Origin of the sequence: Streptomyces griseicoloratus (assembly GCF_014534645.1) — a bacterium.
GTDB lineage: Bacteria > Actinomycetota > Actinomycetes > Streptomycetales > Streptomycetaceae > Streptomyces > Streptomyces griseicoloratus.
Genome location: NZ_JACVQF010000219.1, coordinates 34714 through 48280 on the forward strand (window position 1 = coordinate 34714; position 13567 = coordinate 48280).

Below are 13567 nucleotides of genomic sequence, written 5' to 3' on the forward strand. Positions count from 1 at the left end.
TAGGGGGAGATCTCGTGAGCAGACCTGTTCCGGACAGCGACGCGGCTGTCCCTCACATAGCGCACGTCACAAAGGCCCTGGAGCGCTGGACGTCCGAACAGCCCGACCGCGTCGGATCGATCGGAACCGACGGCGAGGGGCTGACCTGGAGGGAGATCGCCGCTTCGACGCGGACCCTGGCCGGCCGCCTGGAGCGGGCCGGGGCCGGTGCGGGCGACCGGGTCGCCGTCATGGCGGGCCGGTCGCGCTACGCGCTCAGCAGCCTGCTGGCGATCTGGGCCAACGGATCGTCGGCGGTGCTGCTCGACGAACGGCACCCGGCCGAACGCCTGCGCTGGATCGTGGCGGACGCCGGGTGCAAGGTGGTCGTGTCGTCGGAGCCGGACGCCGCCGGACTGGGCCTCACGCTGGTCGGGACGCACGGCTCGCACAGCCACTGCGCCGACCTGCCGCCCGGTGCGTTCGCCTGGGACGAGTGGGCCGACGGCGAGCGCCGGTCCGAGGCGTACGTCGTCTACACCTCGGGCACCACCGGCCGCCCCAAGGGCGTGCGCGTCGGCTCCACCGCCCTGGGGAACCTCCTGGCCAACGCCGAATCGCTCGGGTACCGGCCGGGCAGCCGGGCGGTCTCGGTGGTCTCCCCGGGTTTCGACGGCTGGCTGTGGTCGGTCCTCACCCCCTTCGTCAACGGTGTCACCTGCGTCGCGCTCGACCCGGCGCGCGGGGACCTGGAACGGGACCTGGCCACATGGGAGATCGACTGCCTCTGCATGACCCCCTCGCTGTACGCCACGCTCACCGAGCTGCCGAAGGCAGAGGTCGCCGTGGTGGCCGGCGAGCGCTGTCCGGACTCCCTGGCCGACCGCCTCCGGACGACGGCCGGCCGCGTCATCAACGTGTACGGGCCGACCGAGACCACCATCGCCGCCACCATGGCCGACACCGCCCGCGGCGACGACCCCCGCACCATCGGCCGGCCGCTGTCCGGCTACACGGTCACCGTCGTCGACGCCGACCTCAACGAGGTCCCGCCCGGCGTGACCGGCGAGATCCTCATCGGCGGCGCCGGGGTCGCCCTCGGGTACGTCGATGCGAGGGGGCCGGGCGCGGACCGGTTCGTCGACCGCGACGGCGCCGGGCACTTCCGTACGGGAGACCTCGGAGTGCTCCATGCCGACGGGCAGTTGAACATCCTCGGCAGGGCCGACAACCAGGTCAAGGTGGGCGGCTTCCGGGTGGAGCTCGAAGAGCTGGAGAACATCGCCTGCGAAGTGCCCGGCGTGGAGGGCGCGGTGGCCTACACACGCGGTGAGCCGCCCGCACTCGCCATCGGCCTCCAGACCGCCGCCGGTCATCCCCTCGACGACGACCTGCGCAGGCGGCTCGCCTCCGCGTTCGCCGCACGGCTGCCGCGTCAGCTGCGCCCCACCCTGGTGCATCACATCGCCGGCATTCCGCTGGAGCCGACCGGCAAAGTCGCACGGCGCGAGGTGGCCGGGCTCGGCGACGCCGAACTGGCGGCGCGCGGTGACGCGGAACGGGCGGCGCACGGTGACGCCGAGGCGGACGGCGCCGGGTCCGCGGGTGACGACCACGTCCTCGGCGGCGTCCTGGAGGCGTGGAGCGGCGCCTTCGGGCATGCCGTCGCCCGGGACTCCGACTTCTTCGCCATCGGCGGACACTCCCTGCTCGCCGCCCAACTGGCCTCGCGGATCGAGACGGAGCTGGGAGTGACGGTCACGATCCTGGACGTCCTCACGGCCAGAACCCCCGGAGCACTGGCGAAAAGGATCGACGAAGCGAGGGCGGCGTGACGTACCTGCGCTCCTTCACCGCTGCCGGGGAGAGCGCCGCCGCCACCGTGGTGGTGTTCCCGCAGGCGGGCGCGGGCTGCCTGCGCCTGCGCGCGACCGCGGCGGTGCTGCCCCGCGGGACGCACCTGCTCGGCGTGCAACTGCCCGGACGCGAGGACCGGGTGGCGGATCCGGTGGCCACCAGCCTGGCCGAGGTGGTCGATCGCGTCAGCGGCGAACTGCGCGAACCCGCGCGGCGTCGCCCGCTGGTGCTGCTGGGCGTCAGTCTCGGCGCGCTCATCGCCTACGAGGTGGCGAGGCGGCTCGAATCCACCGGGACCGCGGCCCGCTCGCTGGTGGTCGCCGCCGCCCGCTCGCCGGAACACTGGAGGACCTTCCCCGCCGCGAACCCGCCCCGGGCGCATCTGACGGCCCTGCTCCACCCGTCGGTCCGCGAGTCCGGGCTCGCCGGGTACGCCGTCGCGTCCCTGCGCTCGGACCTGCGCCTCATGGCGGACTACCAGGTGCCGTCCGCGCCGCTGACCGGCACATCACTGCGATCGGTCTCGGGACGCCGCGACACGGTCGTCACCACGGCGCAGATGGCCCGGTGGCGCGAGAGCGCCGCCGACTACCGAGGACATCAGGTGATCGAAGCGGACCACCACGAGTTCATGGACCCGGACGCCCTCATCGGGATGATCTCCGATGCCGTGCCCGGCGCCGCTTTCCACCAGGCGGTGCGCGGATGACGCAGCGGATGACACAGCTGACAGCGCCGGACCTGTTCGAGCCGGGTCTCTTCGAGGGCACCGGTTTCTACGACGTCTTCGCCTGGTACCGGGCGAACGACCCCGTCTCCTGGCAGCGCCCCGCCGGGGATCCGGACGGGTTCTGGAGCGTCACCCGCTACCACGACGTGGTCTCCGTGCACCGCGACAGCACACGGATGAGCTCGGCGAAGGGCATGCGGCTCGGCTCGGCGGACCATGCGGTCGGCGCCGTGGCGAACAAGATGCTGATCGTCGCCGACCCGCCCGACCACACGCGGATGAAGCGCGTGCTCATCCAGCCGTTCTCGAACGAGGTGCTGTCCAGGGCCGAGGAGTACGTGGAGGAGGTCGTCGCCGGCGTCGTCGCGACGGCCGTACGGCACCCCGGCCCGGACCTCATCGAGCAGCTGGAACGGATCCCGACCGACGTCATCTGCGCCATCATGGGCCTGCCCCGCGCGGACTGGGAATGGATCGGCAGGAAGACCACCGAGGCGTTCGAATCTCCGTCCGAGGTACAGCGCATCACGGCGAACGGCGAGATCTTCAAGTACTTCAGCGACCTGGTGCGCGAGAACCGCAGGACCGGCACGAACGCGTTCATCAGCGGTCTCACCGCGCGGAACTCCGGCGGCACCCGGGTGACGGACGAGGAACTGGTCTTCAACCTGAGCGGAATCCTGGCCGGCGGGAACGAGACGACCCGGTTCACCCTGGCCGCGCTCACGCTCCAGCTGGCGCAACACCCCGACCAGTGGGACCGCGTACTCCGCGGGGACGTCGAGCCGGCCGTCGCCACCGAGGAGGCGCTGCGCTGGTCGGTGCCCGGCATGCACGTGCTGCGGACCGCCACGGAGGCGCTGCGCATCGGGGACGTCGAGGTCGAGCCGGGACAGCGCGTCGTGACCTGGATCGGCTCGGCCAACCGGGATCCGGAGGTGTTCGACGACCCGGACACCTTCGACGTCGGCCGGAGCGGCAACCGGCATCTGAGCTTCGGCGCGGGCCGCCACATGTGTCTGGGGAGCCGGCTCGCACGGCTGGAGATCACCGCGTATCTCCGCACGCTGCGGGTCCGGGTGCGATCGATGACGCTGGAGGGCGAGCCGCGCTACAACGGGTCGAACTTCACCTGGGGACTGAACAGACTGCCGGTGGTGCTGCACGCATGACAGGGACGACATCCGCTTCCCCGGTACGGGCGGTGACCCTGTGCCTCCCCGACGAGCTGTTCCATGGTGAACGGACCGACACCGCCGACACCGCCGGCATCGGCCGGTACGGCGAAAAGGCGATGGTGATCGGCGACGAGATCGCCGGTGCCGGGTACGAGGTGCAGACGGTGCGCCTCTCCAGCCCGGCGCTCGACCGGCCGATCGGCCACGACCGGCTCCGCGCGCGAGCCGCCGGTCTCGTCGAGGGCTGCCGGCGGTCGGGCGTGGGCAGCGCGTCACTGGGCGCGCTGCGGCCCTCCGCGCTCACGGGCTTGGAGCCCTCGGTCGTCGCGGACGTGCTGGTCGCTCACCCGTCCCTGTTCCTCGCCGTCGTCGTCGCCGACGGCGCCGAGGTGGACCACGCGGCCGTCGCCTTCAGCGGGGCCGTGGTCCGCGAGCTGGCGAGCCGCGACGCGGAGGCCAACTTCCGGTTCGCGGCGGTCGCCCACCTGGGCGCCAATGCGCCGCTGTTCCCCGGCTCGTACAGCGACGGAGGCGACGCGGGGGTGAGCGTGGGCCTCCAGTCGGCTGGCCCTCTGCTCGCCCGCGCCCGCGAGGCGGCGCCGGCCGGCCTCACCGGGGCGACGGAACTGACCAGGACCTGCCTGCACGAGCAGTTGGACCCCCTCGACGACCTCCTGCGACCGGCATGCGAGCGCCACGGCCTGCTGTTCCACGGCTTCGATCCGTCCCCGGCCTGCGCCCCCGACGCCGGCATCGGGGAGTTCCTGGAGACCGTGGGCGGCATCCGGTTCGGCACTCCCGGGACGATGGCGGCCTGCGCGGCGGTCACGGCGGGCATCCGCTCCGTCGGCCGGCCCACGGTCGGATACGCGGGACTGATGCTCCCGGTCCTTGAGGACAGGGTGCTCGCACTGGCCTGGCAGGAGGGCCGCATCGACACCGACTCGGTGCTCGCGTACTCGTCGGTCTGCGGCGCCGGGATGGACACGATCCCCTTGCCCGCATCCACCCCCGAGCACGAGGTCACCGCCATGATCGCGGACATGGCAGCCCTGTCGGCCCGCTGGAGGAAACCCCTGTCCGCCCGGCTGATGCCGGCACCACCCGACTCCGACCCACACCGAACACAGTTCCGAGCAGAACAGATAGTCAACATCGCCTACCCCACCAGATAGCGCCCGCCGCCATGGCCGGGGCAGCCCGCCATCTCCGCTGCGCGTGATCCGCACGTGCCGCCAAAACGGCCAGGGCCCGACTCGACGAGTCGGGCCCCTCTGGCGTGCGCATCGCCTAAACGTTGAAGCGGAACTCCACCACGTCCCCGTCCTGCATGACGTAGTCCTTGCCCTCCATGCGGGCCTTGCCCTTGGCTCGGGCCTCTGCCACCGAGCCCGTCTCGACCAGGTCCTCGAAGGAGATGACCTCGGCCTTGATGAAGCCCTTCTGGAAGTCGGTGTGGATGACGCCGGCGGCCTCGGGGGCGGTGGCGCCCTTCTTGATGGTCCAGGCGCGGGATTCCTTCGGGCCGGCCGTCAGGTAGGTCTGCAGGCCGAGGGTGCGGAAGCCGACGTGGGCGAGGGTGGCGAGGCCGGGCTCGTCCTGACCGACGGACTGGAGGAGTTCCAGCGCCTCGTCCTCCTCCAGCTCGGCGAGGTCCGCCTCGAGCTTGGCGTTGAGGAAGATCGCCTCGGCGGGGGCGACCAGGGCGCGCTGCTCGTTCTTGAAGTCCTCGTCGGTCAGCTCGTCCTCGTCGACGTTGAAGACGTAGAGGAAGGGCTTCGTCGTGAGGAGGTGCAGGTCGTGGAGGAGCTCGGCGCGCTCGGTGCCCTGGACGATGCCCTGGGAGAAGAGGGTGTCGCCCTTCTCCAGGATCTCCTTCGCCTCCTCGACCGCCTTCACCTTCGGCGCGACGTCCTTCTTGATCCGGGACTCCTTCTGGAGGCGCGGGAGGACCTTCTCGATGGTCTGGAGGTCGGCGAGGATCAGCTCGGTGTTGATCGTCTCGATGTCGTCCTTGGGCGAGACCTTGCCGTCGACGTGGACGACGTTCTCGTCCTTGAAGGCACGGATGACCTGGCAGATCGCGTCGGACTCGCGGATGTTCGCGAGGAACTTGTTGCCCAGGCCCTCGCCCTCGGACGCGCCGCGCACGATGCCCGCGATGTCGACGAAGTCGACCGTCGCCGGGAGGATCCGCTCCGAGGAGAAGATCTCGGCCAGCTTGGTCAGGCGGGGGTCGGGGACGCCGACCACGCCCACGTTCGGCTCGATCGTGGCGAACGGGTAGTTGGCCGCGAGCACGTCGTTCTTGGTCAGGGCGTTGAACAGGGTCGACTTGCCGACATTCGGCAGACCGACGATTCCGATCGTGAGCGACACGTTGCGACTTCCCGTACGTGAGGATGCGGAGAGGAGCCCGGCAGGGCCGATCCACCAGTCTACGGGGTGCGCTCCCCCGTACCGGCGCGGTGTCGAACGCTTGGCCAAGCTCCGTCCGACGGCGTGTCCGAGAGCCGATTCAGCACATAAAACGACCTAAGTTGGTCCAGTGGAGCAACACAGGACGCGATCCCCGCGGTACGGACCGCGACGTGGCGGGGTGCCGCTGCCCCCGCAGGGAAGGGGTACCGAGGCAGCGGCGGTACGGCCCCGGTACGGGCCCCCGTCGGCGCGGGCGCCGCGCCGCATGCCGAACCCGCGGCTGACCGGGCTGGGCTGCGGCCTGTTCTGCACGGCGGCGATGTCGGCGCTCGGGTTCCTCGACCACCTGCTGTTCGGCGGCTCGCCGGCGGTCTACGGCGTGCTCTTCCTGCCGGTGTGCGTGCTCACGGCGCTCTGGGTGCGCCGGGGGGACCTGCTCACCGCCCCGGTGGTCGTGCCCATCGCGTTCGCCGTGGGTCTGCTGCCCGTCGCCGACAGCGGCGACGGCACCGGCGGACGGCTGATGGGCCTCGTGACGGCGCTGGCCACCGAGGCCGGGTGGCTGTACGGGGGGACGCTGCTCGCGGGATCGCTCGTGATGGCGCGGAGGATCCGGCTGCTGCGGCGCAGGGCCGCCGCCCGCAGGCGTCCGGCCGGGTGACGGCTCAGCCGGCCGCGCGCATCGCCGCTCCCACGATCCCGGCGTTGTTCTGCAGCTGCGCGGGGACGATCTCCGCCTGGACGCCCTGGATGTGGTGCAGGAACTTGTGGGCCTTGCGGCTGACCCCGCCGCCGATGATGAACAGCTCGGGCGAGAAGAGCATCTCGACGTGGGCGAGGTACTTCTGCACCCGGCGGGCCCACTGCTCCCACGACAGGTCGTGGTCGTCCTTGGCCTTGCTGGAGGCCCGCTTCTCCGCGTCGTGCCCCTCCAGCTCCAGGTGGCCCAGCTCGGTGTTGGGGACGAGGGTGCCGTCGGTGAAGACGGCACTGCCGATGCCGGTCCCGAAGGTGAGCACGATGACCGTGCCCTTCCGCCCGCGCCCGGCGCCGAAGTGCATCTCGGCGACGCCCGCCGCGTCCGCGTCGTTGACCACGGTCACGTCCAGGCCGCCCAGCCGCTCGCTGAACAGGGCGCGGGCGTCCGTGTCGATCCAGCTCTTGTCGACGTTCGCCGCCGTGCGGATCATGGCGCCGCCCGTGACCACTCCGGGAAAGGTCAGGCCCACCGGACCCGTCCAGCCGAAGTGGTCGACGACCTGCTTCACTCCGTCGGCCACGCCGTCAGGGGTCGCCGGGTGCGGGGTGAGTACCTTGCAGCGCTCCTCCGCCAGGTCGCCCCTGTCGAGGTCCACAGGGGCGCCCTTGATCCCGGATCCGCCGATGTCCACGCCGAAGATCTGCATGGCTCCACGTTACGACGGACGACTGACGGTCACGCTCCGGCGGTACCCGAGCCGCCCCGCTCCGCCACCAGGGCCGCCGCCTCCTCGCGCAGGTCGCGGCGCAGCTCCTTGGGCAGCGAGAAGGTGATGGACTCCTCGGCGGCCTTGACGATCTCCACGTCCGCGTAACCGCGCTCGGCCAGCCACTCCAGGACCTGCTCGACCAGCACCTCCGGCACGGAGGCACCGGAGGTGACGCCGACGGTGGAGACGCCCTCCAGCCAGGACTCGTCGATCTCGTGGGCGAAGTCCACCAGGTACGCCTCGCGCGCGCCCGCCTGCTTGGCGACCTCGACGAGCCGCTTGGAGTTGGAGGAGTTGCGGGAGCCGACGACGATCACCAGGTCGGCCTCGGCGCCCATCTGCTTGACCGCGAGCTGGCGGTTCTGCGTGGCGTAGCAGATGTCGTCGCTGGGCGGGGAGATCATCTGCGGGAACTTGTCCTTGAGCGCGTCGACGGTCTCCATGGTCTCGTCGACGGACAGGGTGGTCTGGGAGAGCCAGACGACCTTGGACGGGTCGCGGACCTCGACCTTGGCGACGTCGTCCGGGCCGTCGACGAGCTGGATGTGGTCGGGGGCCTCGCCGGAGGTGCCGATGACCTCCTCGTGGCCCTCGTGGCCGATCAGGAGGATGTCGTAGTCCTCCTTGGCGAAGCGGACGGCCTCCTTGTGGACCTTGGTCACCAGGGGGCAGGTCGCGTCGATGGTGGCGAGGCGGCCGCGCTCGGCCTCCTCGTGGACGACGGGGGCCACGCCGTGCGCGGAGAACATGACGATGTTCCCCGGGGGGACCTCCTCGGTCCGCTCGACGAAGACGGCGCCCTTCTTCTCCAGGGTCTGGACGACGTACTTGTTGTGGACGATCTCGTGCCGGACGTAGACGGGGGCCCCGTACTGGTCCAGGGCCTTTTCGACGGCGATCACGGCGCGGTCCACACCCGCGCAGTAGCCACGGGGGGCGGCGAGCAGGACACGGCGGCCAGACGAAGCAGTCATGGGCACCATCGTAAGGCCGCGTTCGGCGGGTCGGAGATCGCGTGGGCGCGGCGTCGCCGGGAAACTGACGGGGAGGTTCCGAGGCACTCGCGGAGGCACCATGTCCGACGGCGGCACGAGGCCCCCCGGGGCCGGCGAGGAACACCGCCTGCGGCGCAGCCTGGGCTTCCGGGACCTGGTGGTCTACGGGCTGCTGTTCATCGCGCCCATGGCGCCGGTCGGGGTGTTCGGCACGCTGGACGCCAAGTCGCACGGCGCGGTGGCGCTGGTGTACGTCGTCGCCACGGTCGCGATGGCGTTCACCGCTTTCAGCTACGCGCAGATGGTGCGGGTGGTCCCGCAGGCGGGGTCGGTGTTCGCCTACGCGCGCGCGGGGCTCGGCAGAGGGGCCGGTTTCGTCGCCGGCTGGATGGCGATGCTGGACTACGTCCTCATCCCGGCGGTGGCGTACCTGTTCTCCGGCATCGCGATGGAGGCGCTGGTCCCGGCGGTGTCCCGCTGGGTGTGGACGGCGCTGGCGGTGGTCGTGACGACCCTGCTGAACCTGTGGGGCGTGCGCGCGGCGGCGCGGGTGGGCTTCCTGGTCCTCGCCATGGAGATCGTGGTCCTGCTGGTGTTCGTCGTGGCGGCGGTCGTGGTCCTCGCGCGCGACGGCGCCGAGCGGGGCTGGCTGTCGCCGCTGTCCGGGGACGGTACGCAGGGGGCGTTCGCGCTGTCGGCGGTGGTGGGCGCGGTGTCGGTGGCGGTGCTGTCGTATCTGGGCTTCGACGCGATCGCGACCTTCGCGGAGGAGGTCACCGGGGGGTCGGCGCAGGTGGCGCGGGCGCTGCTGTTCTGTCTGGCGCTGGCGGGTGTGCTGTTCGTGGCGCAGACGTATCTGGTGGCGCTGCTGGAGCCGGTGTCGTCGGCGCGGCTCGCGGCGGAGCCGGAGCGGCAGGGTTCGGCGTTCTACGACGCCGTGGACGTCGCCGTCGGGACCTGGCTGCACGACCTGGTGGCGGTGAGCAAGGCGATCGGTGCCGCGTTCGCCGCGCTGGCCGGGCAGGCGGCGGCCGGGCGGCTGCTGTTCGCGATGGGCCGCGACCGGCGGCTGCCGCGGGCGCTGTCCAGGACGGATTCCGGGGTGCCGCGGGTGGCGCTGCTGGTCGCGGCGGTGATCACGCTGGTGGCGGCGGTGTGGGCGGCGCAGCGGGACGACGGCCTCGACCATCTGGTGTCGGTGGTCGACATCGGCGCGCTGACCGCGTTCACGCTGCTGCACGCGAGCGTGGTGGGGTGGTTCGCCCTCCGGCGCGCCGGAGGGCCGGTGAGCTGGTGGCGGCATGTACTGGTGCCGGTGCTCGGCGCGGCGATCACGGTCGCGGTGATCGTGGAGGCTTCGGGGACGGCCCAGGTGGTGGGGGCGATCTGGCTGGCCCTCGGCCTGGCGGTCCTGGCGATCCAGACACGCCGGGGCGTCCCGCCGGGCACGTGAGGGCGGGGTGCACCGCCGGGGGCAGGCGAGCCGGGGCGTCCCGCCAGGCACGTGAGGGGCGGGGTGCACCGCCGGCAGGTGCGAGCGGGGCTGTCCCGCGGGGCAGGTGCGAGCGGGGCTGTCCCGCGGGGCAGGTGCGAGCGGGGCTGTCCCGCGGGGCGCAGGCGAGCCGGGGCCTACCGCCAGGGGGCGCGGGTGCCGTGGGAGGTGGCCGGGTCCGGTGCGGACGCGTTGTCGTAGGTGGCCGTTACGCTCGGGCGCATGGCTGTGAACACGTCTGCGGAAACGCCCCTGCCCGTCGGTGAGGTGTCGCGGCTGATCGGGGGGTGGATCGACCGGCTCGGCGCGGTGTGGGTCGAGGGGCAGATCACGCAGTTGTCGCGGCGGCCCGGCGCCGGGGTGGTGTTCCTGACGCTGCGCGACCCGTCGTACGACATCTCCGTGGGCGTCACCTGCTACCGGCAGGTGTTCGACGCGGTCGCCGACGTGATCGGTGAGGGCGCCCGTGTCGTCGTCCACGCCAAGCCGGAGTGGTACGCCCCCCGCGGCCAGCTGTCGCTGCGTGCCGCCGAGATCAGGCCCGTGGGGGTCGGCGAGCTGCTCGCGCGCCTGGAGCAGCTGAAGAAGAGCCTCGCCCGCGAGGGACTGTTCGCGCCGGAGCGGAAGAAGCCGCTGCCCTTCCTGCCGCAGCTCGTCGGCCTGGTGTGCGGGCGTGCCTCGGCCGCCGAGCGGGACGTCCTGGAGAACGCCCGGCACCGCTGGCCGGCGGTCCGCTTCGAGGTGCGCAACGTCGCCGTGCAGGGCGTGCACGCCGTGCCGCAGGTGGTGCAGGCCGTCAAGGAGCTGGACGCGATGGACGACGTGGACGTGATCGTCGTCGCGCGGGGCGGCGGCAGCGTGGAGGACCTGCTGCCGTTCTCCGACGAGCAGCTGGTGCGGGCGGTGGCCCAGTGCCGTACGCCCGTCGTCTCGGCGATCGGCCACGAGCCGGACAACCCGCTGCTGGACCACGTCGCCGACCTGCGCGCCTCCACGCCGACCGACGCCGCCAAGAAGGTGGTGCCGGACGTCGGCGAGGAGTACGAGCGGGTCCGGCTGCTGCGGGACCGGGCCCGGCGCTGCATGGCGGCGTTCGTCGACCGCGAGGAGCGAGGGCTGGCCCACGCGCTGGCCCGGCCCGCGATACAGGATCCGCACCGCATGATCGACGAGCGCGCCGAGCAGGTGACGGCCCTGCTGGAGCGCGGCCACCGCTCCCTGCGGCACCACCTGGACCGGGCCGACTCCGAGCTGACGCACACGCACGCGCGCGTGGTGGCCCTCTCCCCCGCCGCGACCCTGAAGCGCGGGTACGCCGTCCTGCAGCGGGCCGACGGCCACGCCGTGCGGGACCCCGGCGAGGTGACGCCCGGACAGACGCTGCGCGCCCGGGTCTCCGAGGGCGAGTTCTCCGTACGAGTCGACGCATAAGGTGGGTGGATGACCAGCGAGGTTGAGAAGCCGGCGGCCGTGTCCGAGGCGCTCGGGTACGAGCAGGCCCGGGACGAGCTGATCGAGGTCGTACGACGGCTGGAGGCCGGCGGTACGACGCTGGAGGAATCCCTCGCCCTGTGGGAGCGGGGCGAGGAACTGGCGAAGGTGTGCCGGCGCTGGCTGGAGGGTGCCCGGGCGCGTCTGGACGCGGCGCTGGCCGAGGAGGCCGAGGCGGAGAGCGAGGACTAGGGCCTGTCGGACAGGCCCCGGGGGGCCGCGGCGGGGCCTACTTCCCGCTGTCCTCGGCGAGCGTGTGCGCGACGAGCGCGTTGGCGTGCCCGTGGCCGAGTCCGTGCTCGGTCTTGAGCCAGGCGACGAGTTCCATGTGCTTGGCGAGCGGCGAGGAGCGGATCAGCTCCTTCCATTCCGCGACCGGGCGGCCGTACTTCTTCTCGATCGACGGAAAGTAGCTGGCCGGGCCCTTCACGGTGGCGGTCATGGCGATGCGGTCCCATCTGTTCGAGTGGCGGCTTGTCCGTCATGGAAGACCGCGGGGAGCCCGCGAAATGATCGCCGGAAGAGCGTGATCGACGTCACATTCACCATCAGCCGGAGCTGTGAAGCGGATCACCGCACTCCCCCTTTGGTTGAAGCTTGAACTTCCCTGCCGTAGCGTGATGCCCGTCAACGGATCCGTGCCGACGCGCACGGCCCCGACGCACCACCCGAGAAAGATCACGCATGTCTCTCGTTCTCGACCCCGCCGCACAGGACCTGCTGTTCCGCGAGGCCCGCACCGCGAACACCTTCACCGACGAGCCGGTGACCGACGAGCAGGTGCAGGCGATCTACGACCTGGTCAAGTACGGCCCGACCGCCTTCAACCAGTCGCCGCTGCGCATCACCCTGGTCCGCTCCGCCGAGGCCCGCGAGCGCCTGGTCCAGCACATGGCCGAGGGCAACCAGCCCAAGACGGCCGCCGCCCCGCTGGTCGCGATCCTGTCGGCCGACAACGAGTTCCACGAGGAGCTGCCCCAGCTCTTCCCGCACTTCCCGCAGGCCAAGGACGCCTTCTTCAGCGAGCGCCCGGTGCGCGAGGGTGCCGCCGCGCTGAACGCCTCCCTCCAGGCCGCCTACTTCATCATCGGCGTCCGCGCCGCGGGCCTGGCCGCCGGCCCGATGACCGGCCTGGACTTCGAGGGTGTCCGCAAGGAGTTCCTGGACGACGACCACACCCCGCTGATGGTCGTCAACATCGGCAAGCCGGGCCCGGACGCCTGGTTCCCGCGCTCCCCGCGCCTCGAGTACCACCAGGTCGTCACCACGGTCTGAGCGATCGGACCCGGCCCACGCACGAGCCCGGCATACGGAAGGGCCCCCGGCATCCCGCCGGGGGCCCTTCCTCGTCGCGTCCCGCGCACACAGTCGCGCTCAGCCGCACTCAGTCGCACTCAGTCGCACTCAGTCCATCTTCAGCGCCGCCGCCATGTCGGCCAGCTGCTCGAACGAGCCCGTGCCCGCCACCACGGTCGTCGCGCCCTTCATGCCGTCCACGTCCTGGAGCACCAGCGCGTCGTACCGCCCGCCCGTGTAGCGCGTCCACGTCCGGCCGCCGATCTCCTCGGCCCGCTCGGTCTTCGCGGCACCCTGGGTCGCGTCCTCTATGAACCTGGCCGGCTTCTGCGTCGACTGCTGGACCTGCACGTACTCGCCGTCCGGGGTGTGGAAGCCCAGGTGCCAGGTGTCGAAGTCGTCGCCCCGGTAGCGGACCGAGGTGGGCTTCCACTCCTTGGCCAGCCCCTCGGGCGCCGCCACCGGATACGGCGCCGCACGGCGCGCGGTCAGCAGCTCCACCCGGTAGTCCACACGCTTGATGTCGGGCTCCTTGTCGTCATGCGGGATGAAGACCCACATGACGAGCCCCGCCAGCACGATGACCCCCAGGGAGAGGACCATGTCCCGGGCCGTCTTCTGCTTGCCGTTCGTACCTGCCACGCCCCCTATCGTCGCAG

The 13567-nt window shown here is 71.8% G+C and carries 14 protein-coding genes; 9 read left to right on the top strand and 5 right to left on the bottom strand.

All coding sequences use genetic code 11. From position 1 onward, the window contains the following. The first annotated feature begins 14 nt into the window (after nucleotides 1–14). From H0H10_RS27660 to H0H10_RS27675, 4 genes are read left to right on the top strand one after another with little or no spacing between them, the layout of a single operon-like run. Complete coding sequence (locus tag H0H10_RS27660; RefSeq protein ID WP_188183860.1) at nucleotides 15–1814, top strand: non-ribosomal peptide synthetase; 1800 nt, start codon at nucleotides 15–17, stop codon at nucleotides 1812–1814. Beyond that, nucleotides 1811–2545, top strand: coding sequence for a thioesterase II family protein (locus H0H10_RS27665; protein WP_188183861.1), 735 nt, complete (start codon nucleotides 1811–1813; stop codon nucleotides 2543–2545). Before H0H10_RS27660 ends, H0H10_RS27665 begins: the two co-directional genes overlap by 4 nt. Nucleotides 2546–2553: 8 nt before the next feature. Further along, nucleotides 2554–3738 carry a cytochrome P450 gene (locus H0H10_RS27670; RefSeq protein WP_188183862.1) on the top strand — a complete coding sequence of 395 codons (1185 nt, stop codon included), beginning with the start codon at nucleotides 2554–2556 and terminating at the stop codon, nucleotides 3736–3738. After that, nucleotides 3735–4919 carry a DUF711 family protein gene (locus H0H10_RS27675; RefSeq protein ID WP_188183863.1) on the top strand — a complete coding sequence of 395 codons (1185 nt, stop codon included), beginning with the start codon at nucleotides 3735–3737 and terminating at the stop codon, nucleotides 4917–4919. Before H0H10_RS27670 ends, H0H10_RS27675 begins: the two co-directional genes overlap by 4 nt. Before the next feature lie 115 nt (nucleotides 4920–5034). Here the strand turns inward: H0H10_RS27675 and ychF are convergent, their stop codons facing one another. Beyond that, the gene (gene ychF / locus H0H10_RS27680) at nucleotides 5035–6123 is read right to left on the bottom strand and encodes a redox-regulated ATPase YchF (RefSeq protein ID WP_188183864.1); all 1089 of its coding nucleotides are present in this window, start codon (nucleotides 6121–6123) and stop codon (nucleotides 5035–5037) included. 169 nt (nucleotides 6124–6292) lie between these two features. On the opposite strand from ychF, the gene H0H10_RS27685 reads away from it, so the two are divergent. After that, nucleotides 6293–6826, top strand: coding sequence for a DUF6542 domain-containing protein (locus tag H0H10_RS27685; protein ID WP_188183865.1), 534 nt, complete (start codon nucleotides 6293–6295; stop codon nucleotides 6824–6826). A gap of 4 nt (nucleotides 6827–6830) precedes the next feature. Here H0H10_RS27685 and ppgK read toward each other — a convergent pair whose 3' ends face one another. Both ppgK and H0H10_RS27695 read right to left on the bottom strand, forming a co-directional pair. Next, nucleotides 6831–7571: a polyphosphate--glucose phosphotransferase gene (gene ppgK / locus H0H10_RS27690; protein ID WP_188183866.1), complete on the bottom strand. Its 741-nt coding sequence runs from the start codon at nucleotides 7569–7571 to the stop codon at nucleotides 6831–6833. Nucleotides 7572–7600: 29 nt separating this feature from the next. Continuing rightward, a complete protein-coding gene (locus H0H10_RS27695; protein ID WP_188183867.1) occupies nucleotides 7601–8617 on the bottom strand; it encodes a 4-hydroxy-3-methylbut-2-enyl diphosphate reductase in 1017 nt (338 codons plus the stop codon). 91 nt (nucleotides 8618–8708) lie between these two features. On the opposite strand from H0H10_RS27695, the gene H0H10_RS27700 reads away from it, so the two are divergent. From H0H10_RS27700 to H0H10_RS27710, 3 genes are all read left to right on the top strand, one after another. Beyond that, nucleotides 8709–10082: an APC family permease gene (locus H0H10_RS27700; protein ID WP_188183868.1), complete on the top strand. Its 1374-nt coding sequence runs from the start codon at nucleotides 8709–8711 to the stop codon at nucleotides 10080–10082. A gap of 261 nt (nucleotides 10083–10343) precedes the next feature. Further along, entirely contained in the window at nucleotides 10344–11552 is a 1209-nt protein-coding gene (gene xseA / locus H0H10_RS27705; RefSeq protein WP_188183869.1) for an exodeoxyribonuclease VII large subunit, read from the top strand. Nucleotides 11553–11561: 9 nt separating this feature from the next. Then, nucleotides 11562–11804 carry an exodeoxyribonuclease VII small subunit gene (locus H0H10_RS27710; RefSeq protein WP_188183870.1) on the top strand — a complete coding sequence of 81 codons (243 nt, stop codon included), beginning with the start codon at nucleotides 11562–11564 and terminating at the stop codon, nucleotides 11802–11804. Nucleotides 11805–11841: 37 nt separating this feature from the next. Here the strand turns inward: H0H10_RS27710 and H0H10_RS27715 are convergent, their stop codons facing one another. Further along, entirely contained in the window at nucleotides 11842–12054 is a 213-nt protein-coding gene (locus H0H10_RS27715; RefSeq protein WP_188183871.1) for a DUF4287 domain-containing protein, read from the bottom strand. Between the two features lie 242 nt (nucleotides 12055–12296). On the opposite strand from H0H10_RS27715, the gene H0H10_RS27720 reads away from it, so the two are divergent. Beyond that, entirely contained in the window at nucleotides 12297–12887 is a 591-nt protein-coding gene (locus tag H0H10_RS27720; RefSeq protein ID WP_188183872.1) for a malonic semialdehyde reductase, read from the top strand. A 129-nt stretch (nucleotides 12888–13016) separates the two neighbouring features. On the opposite strand, the gene H0H10_RS27725 is transcribed toward H0H10_RS27720, so the two are convergent. After that, on the bottom strand, nucleotides 13017–13550 hold the full coding sequence (locus tag H0H10_RS27725; RefSeq protein ID WP_188183873.1) for a DUF4245 domain-containing protein: 534 nt from the start codon (nucleotides 13548–13550) through the stop codon (nucleotides 13017–13019). Nucleotides 13551–13567 lie beyond the last annotated feature (17 nt).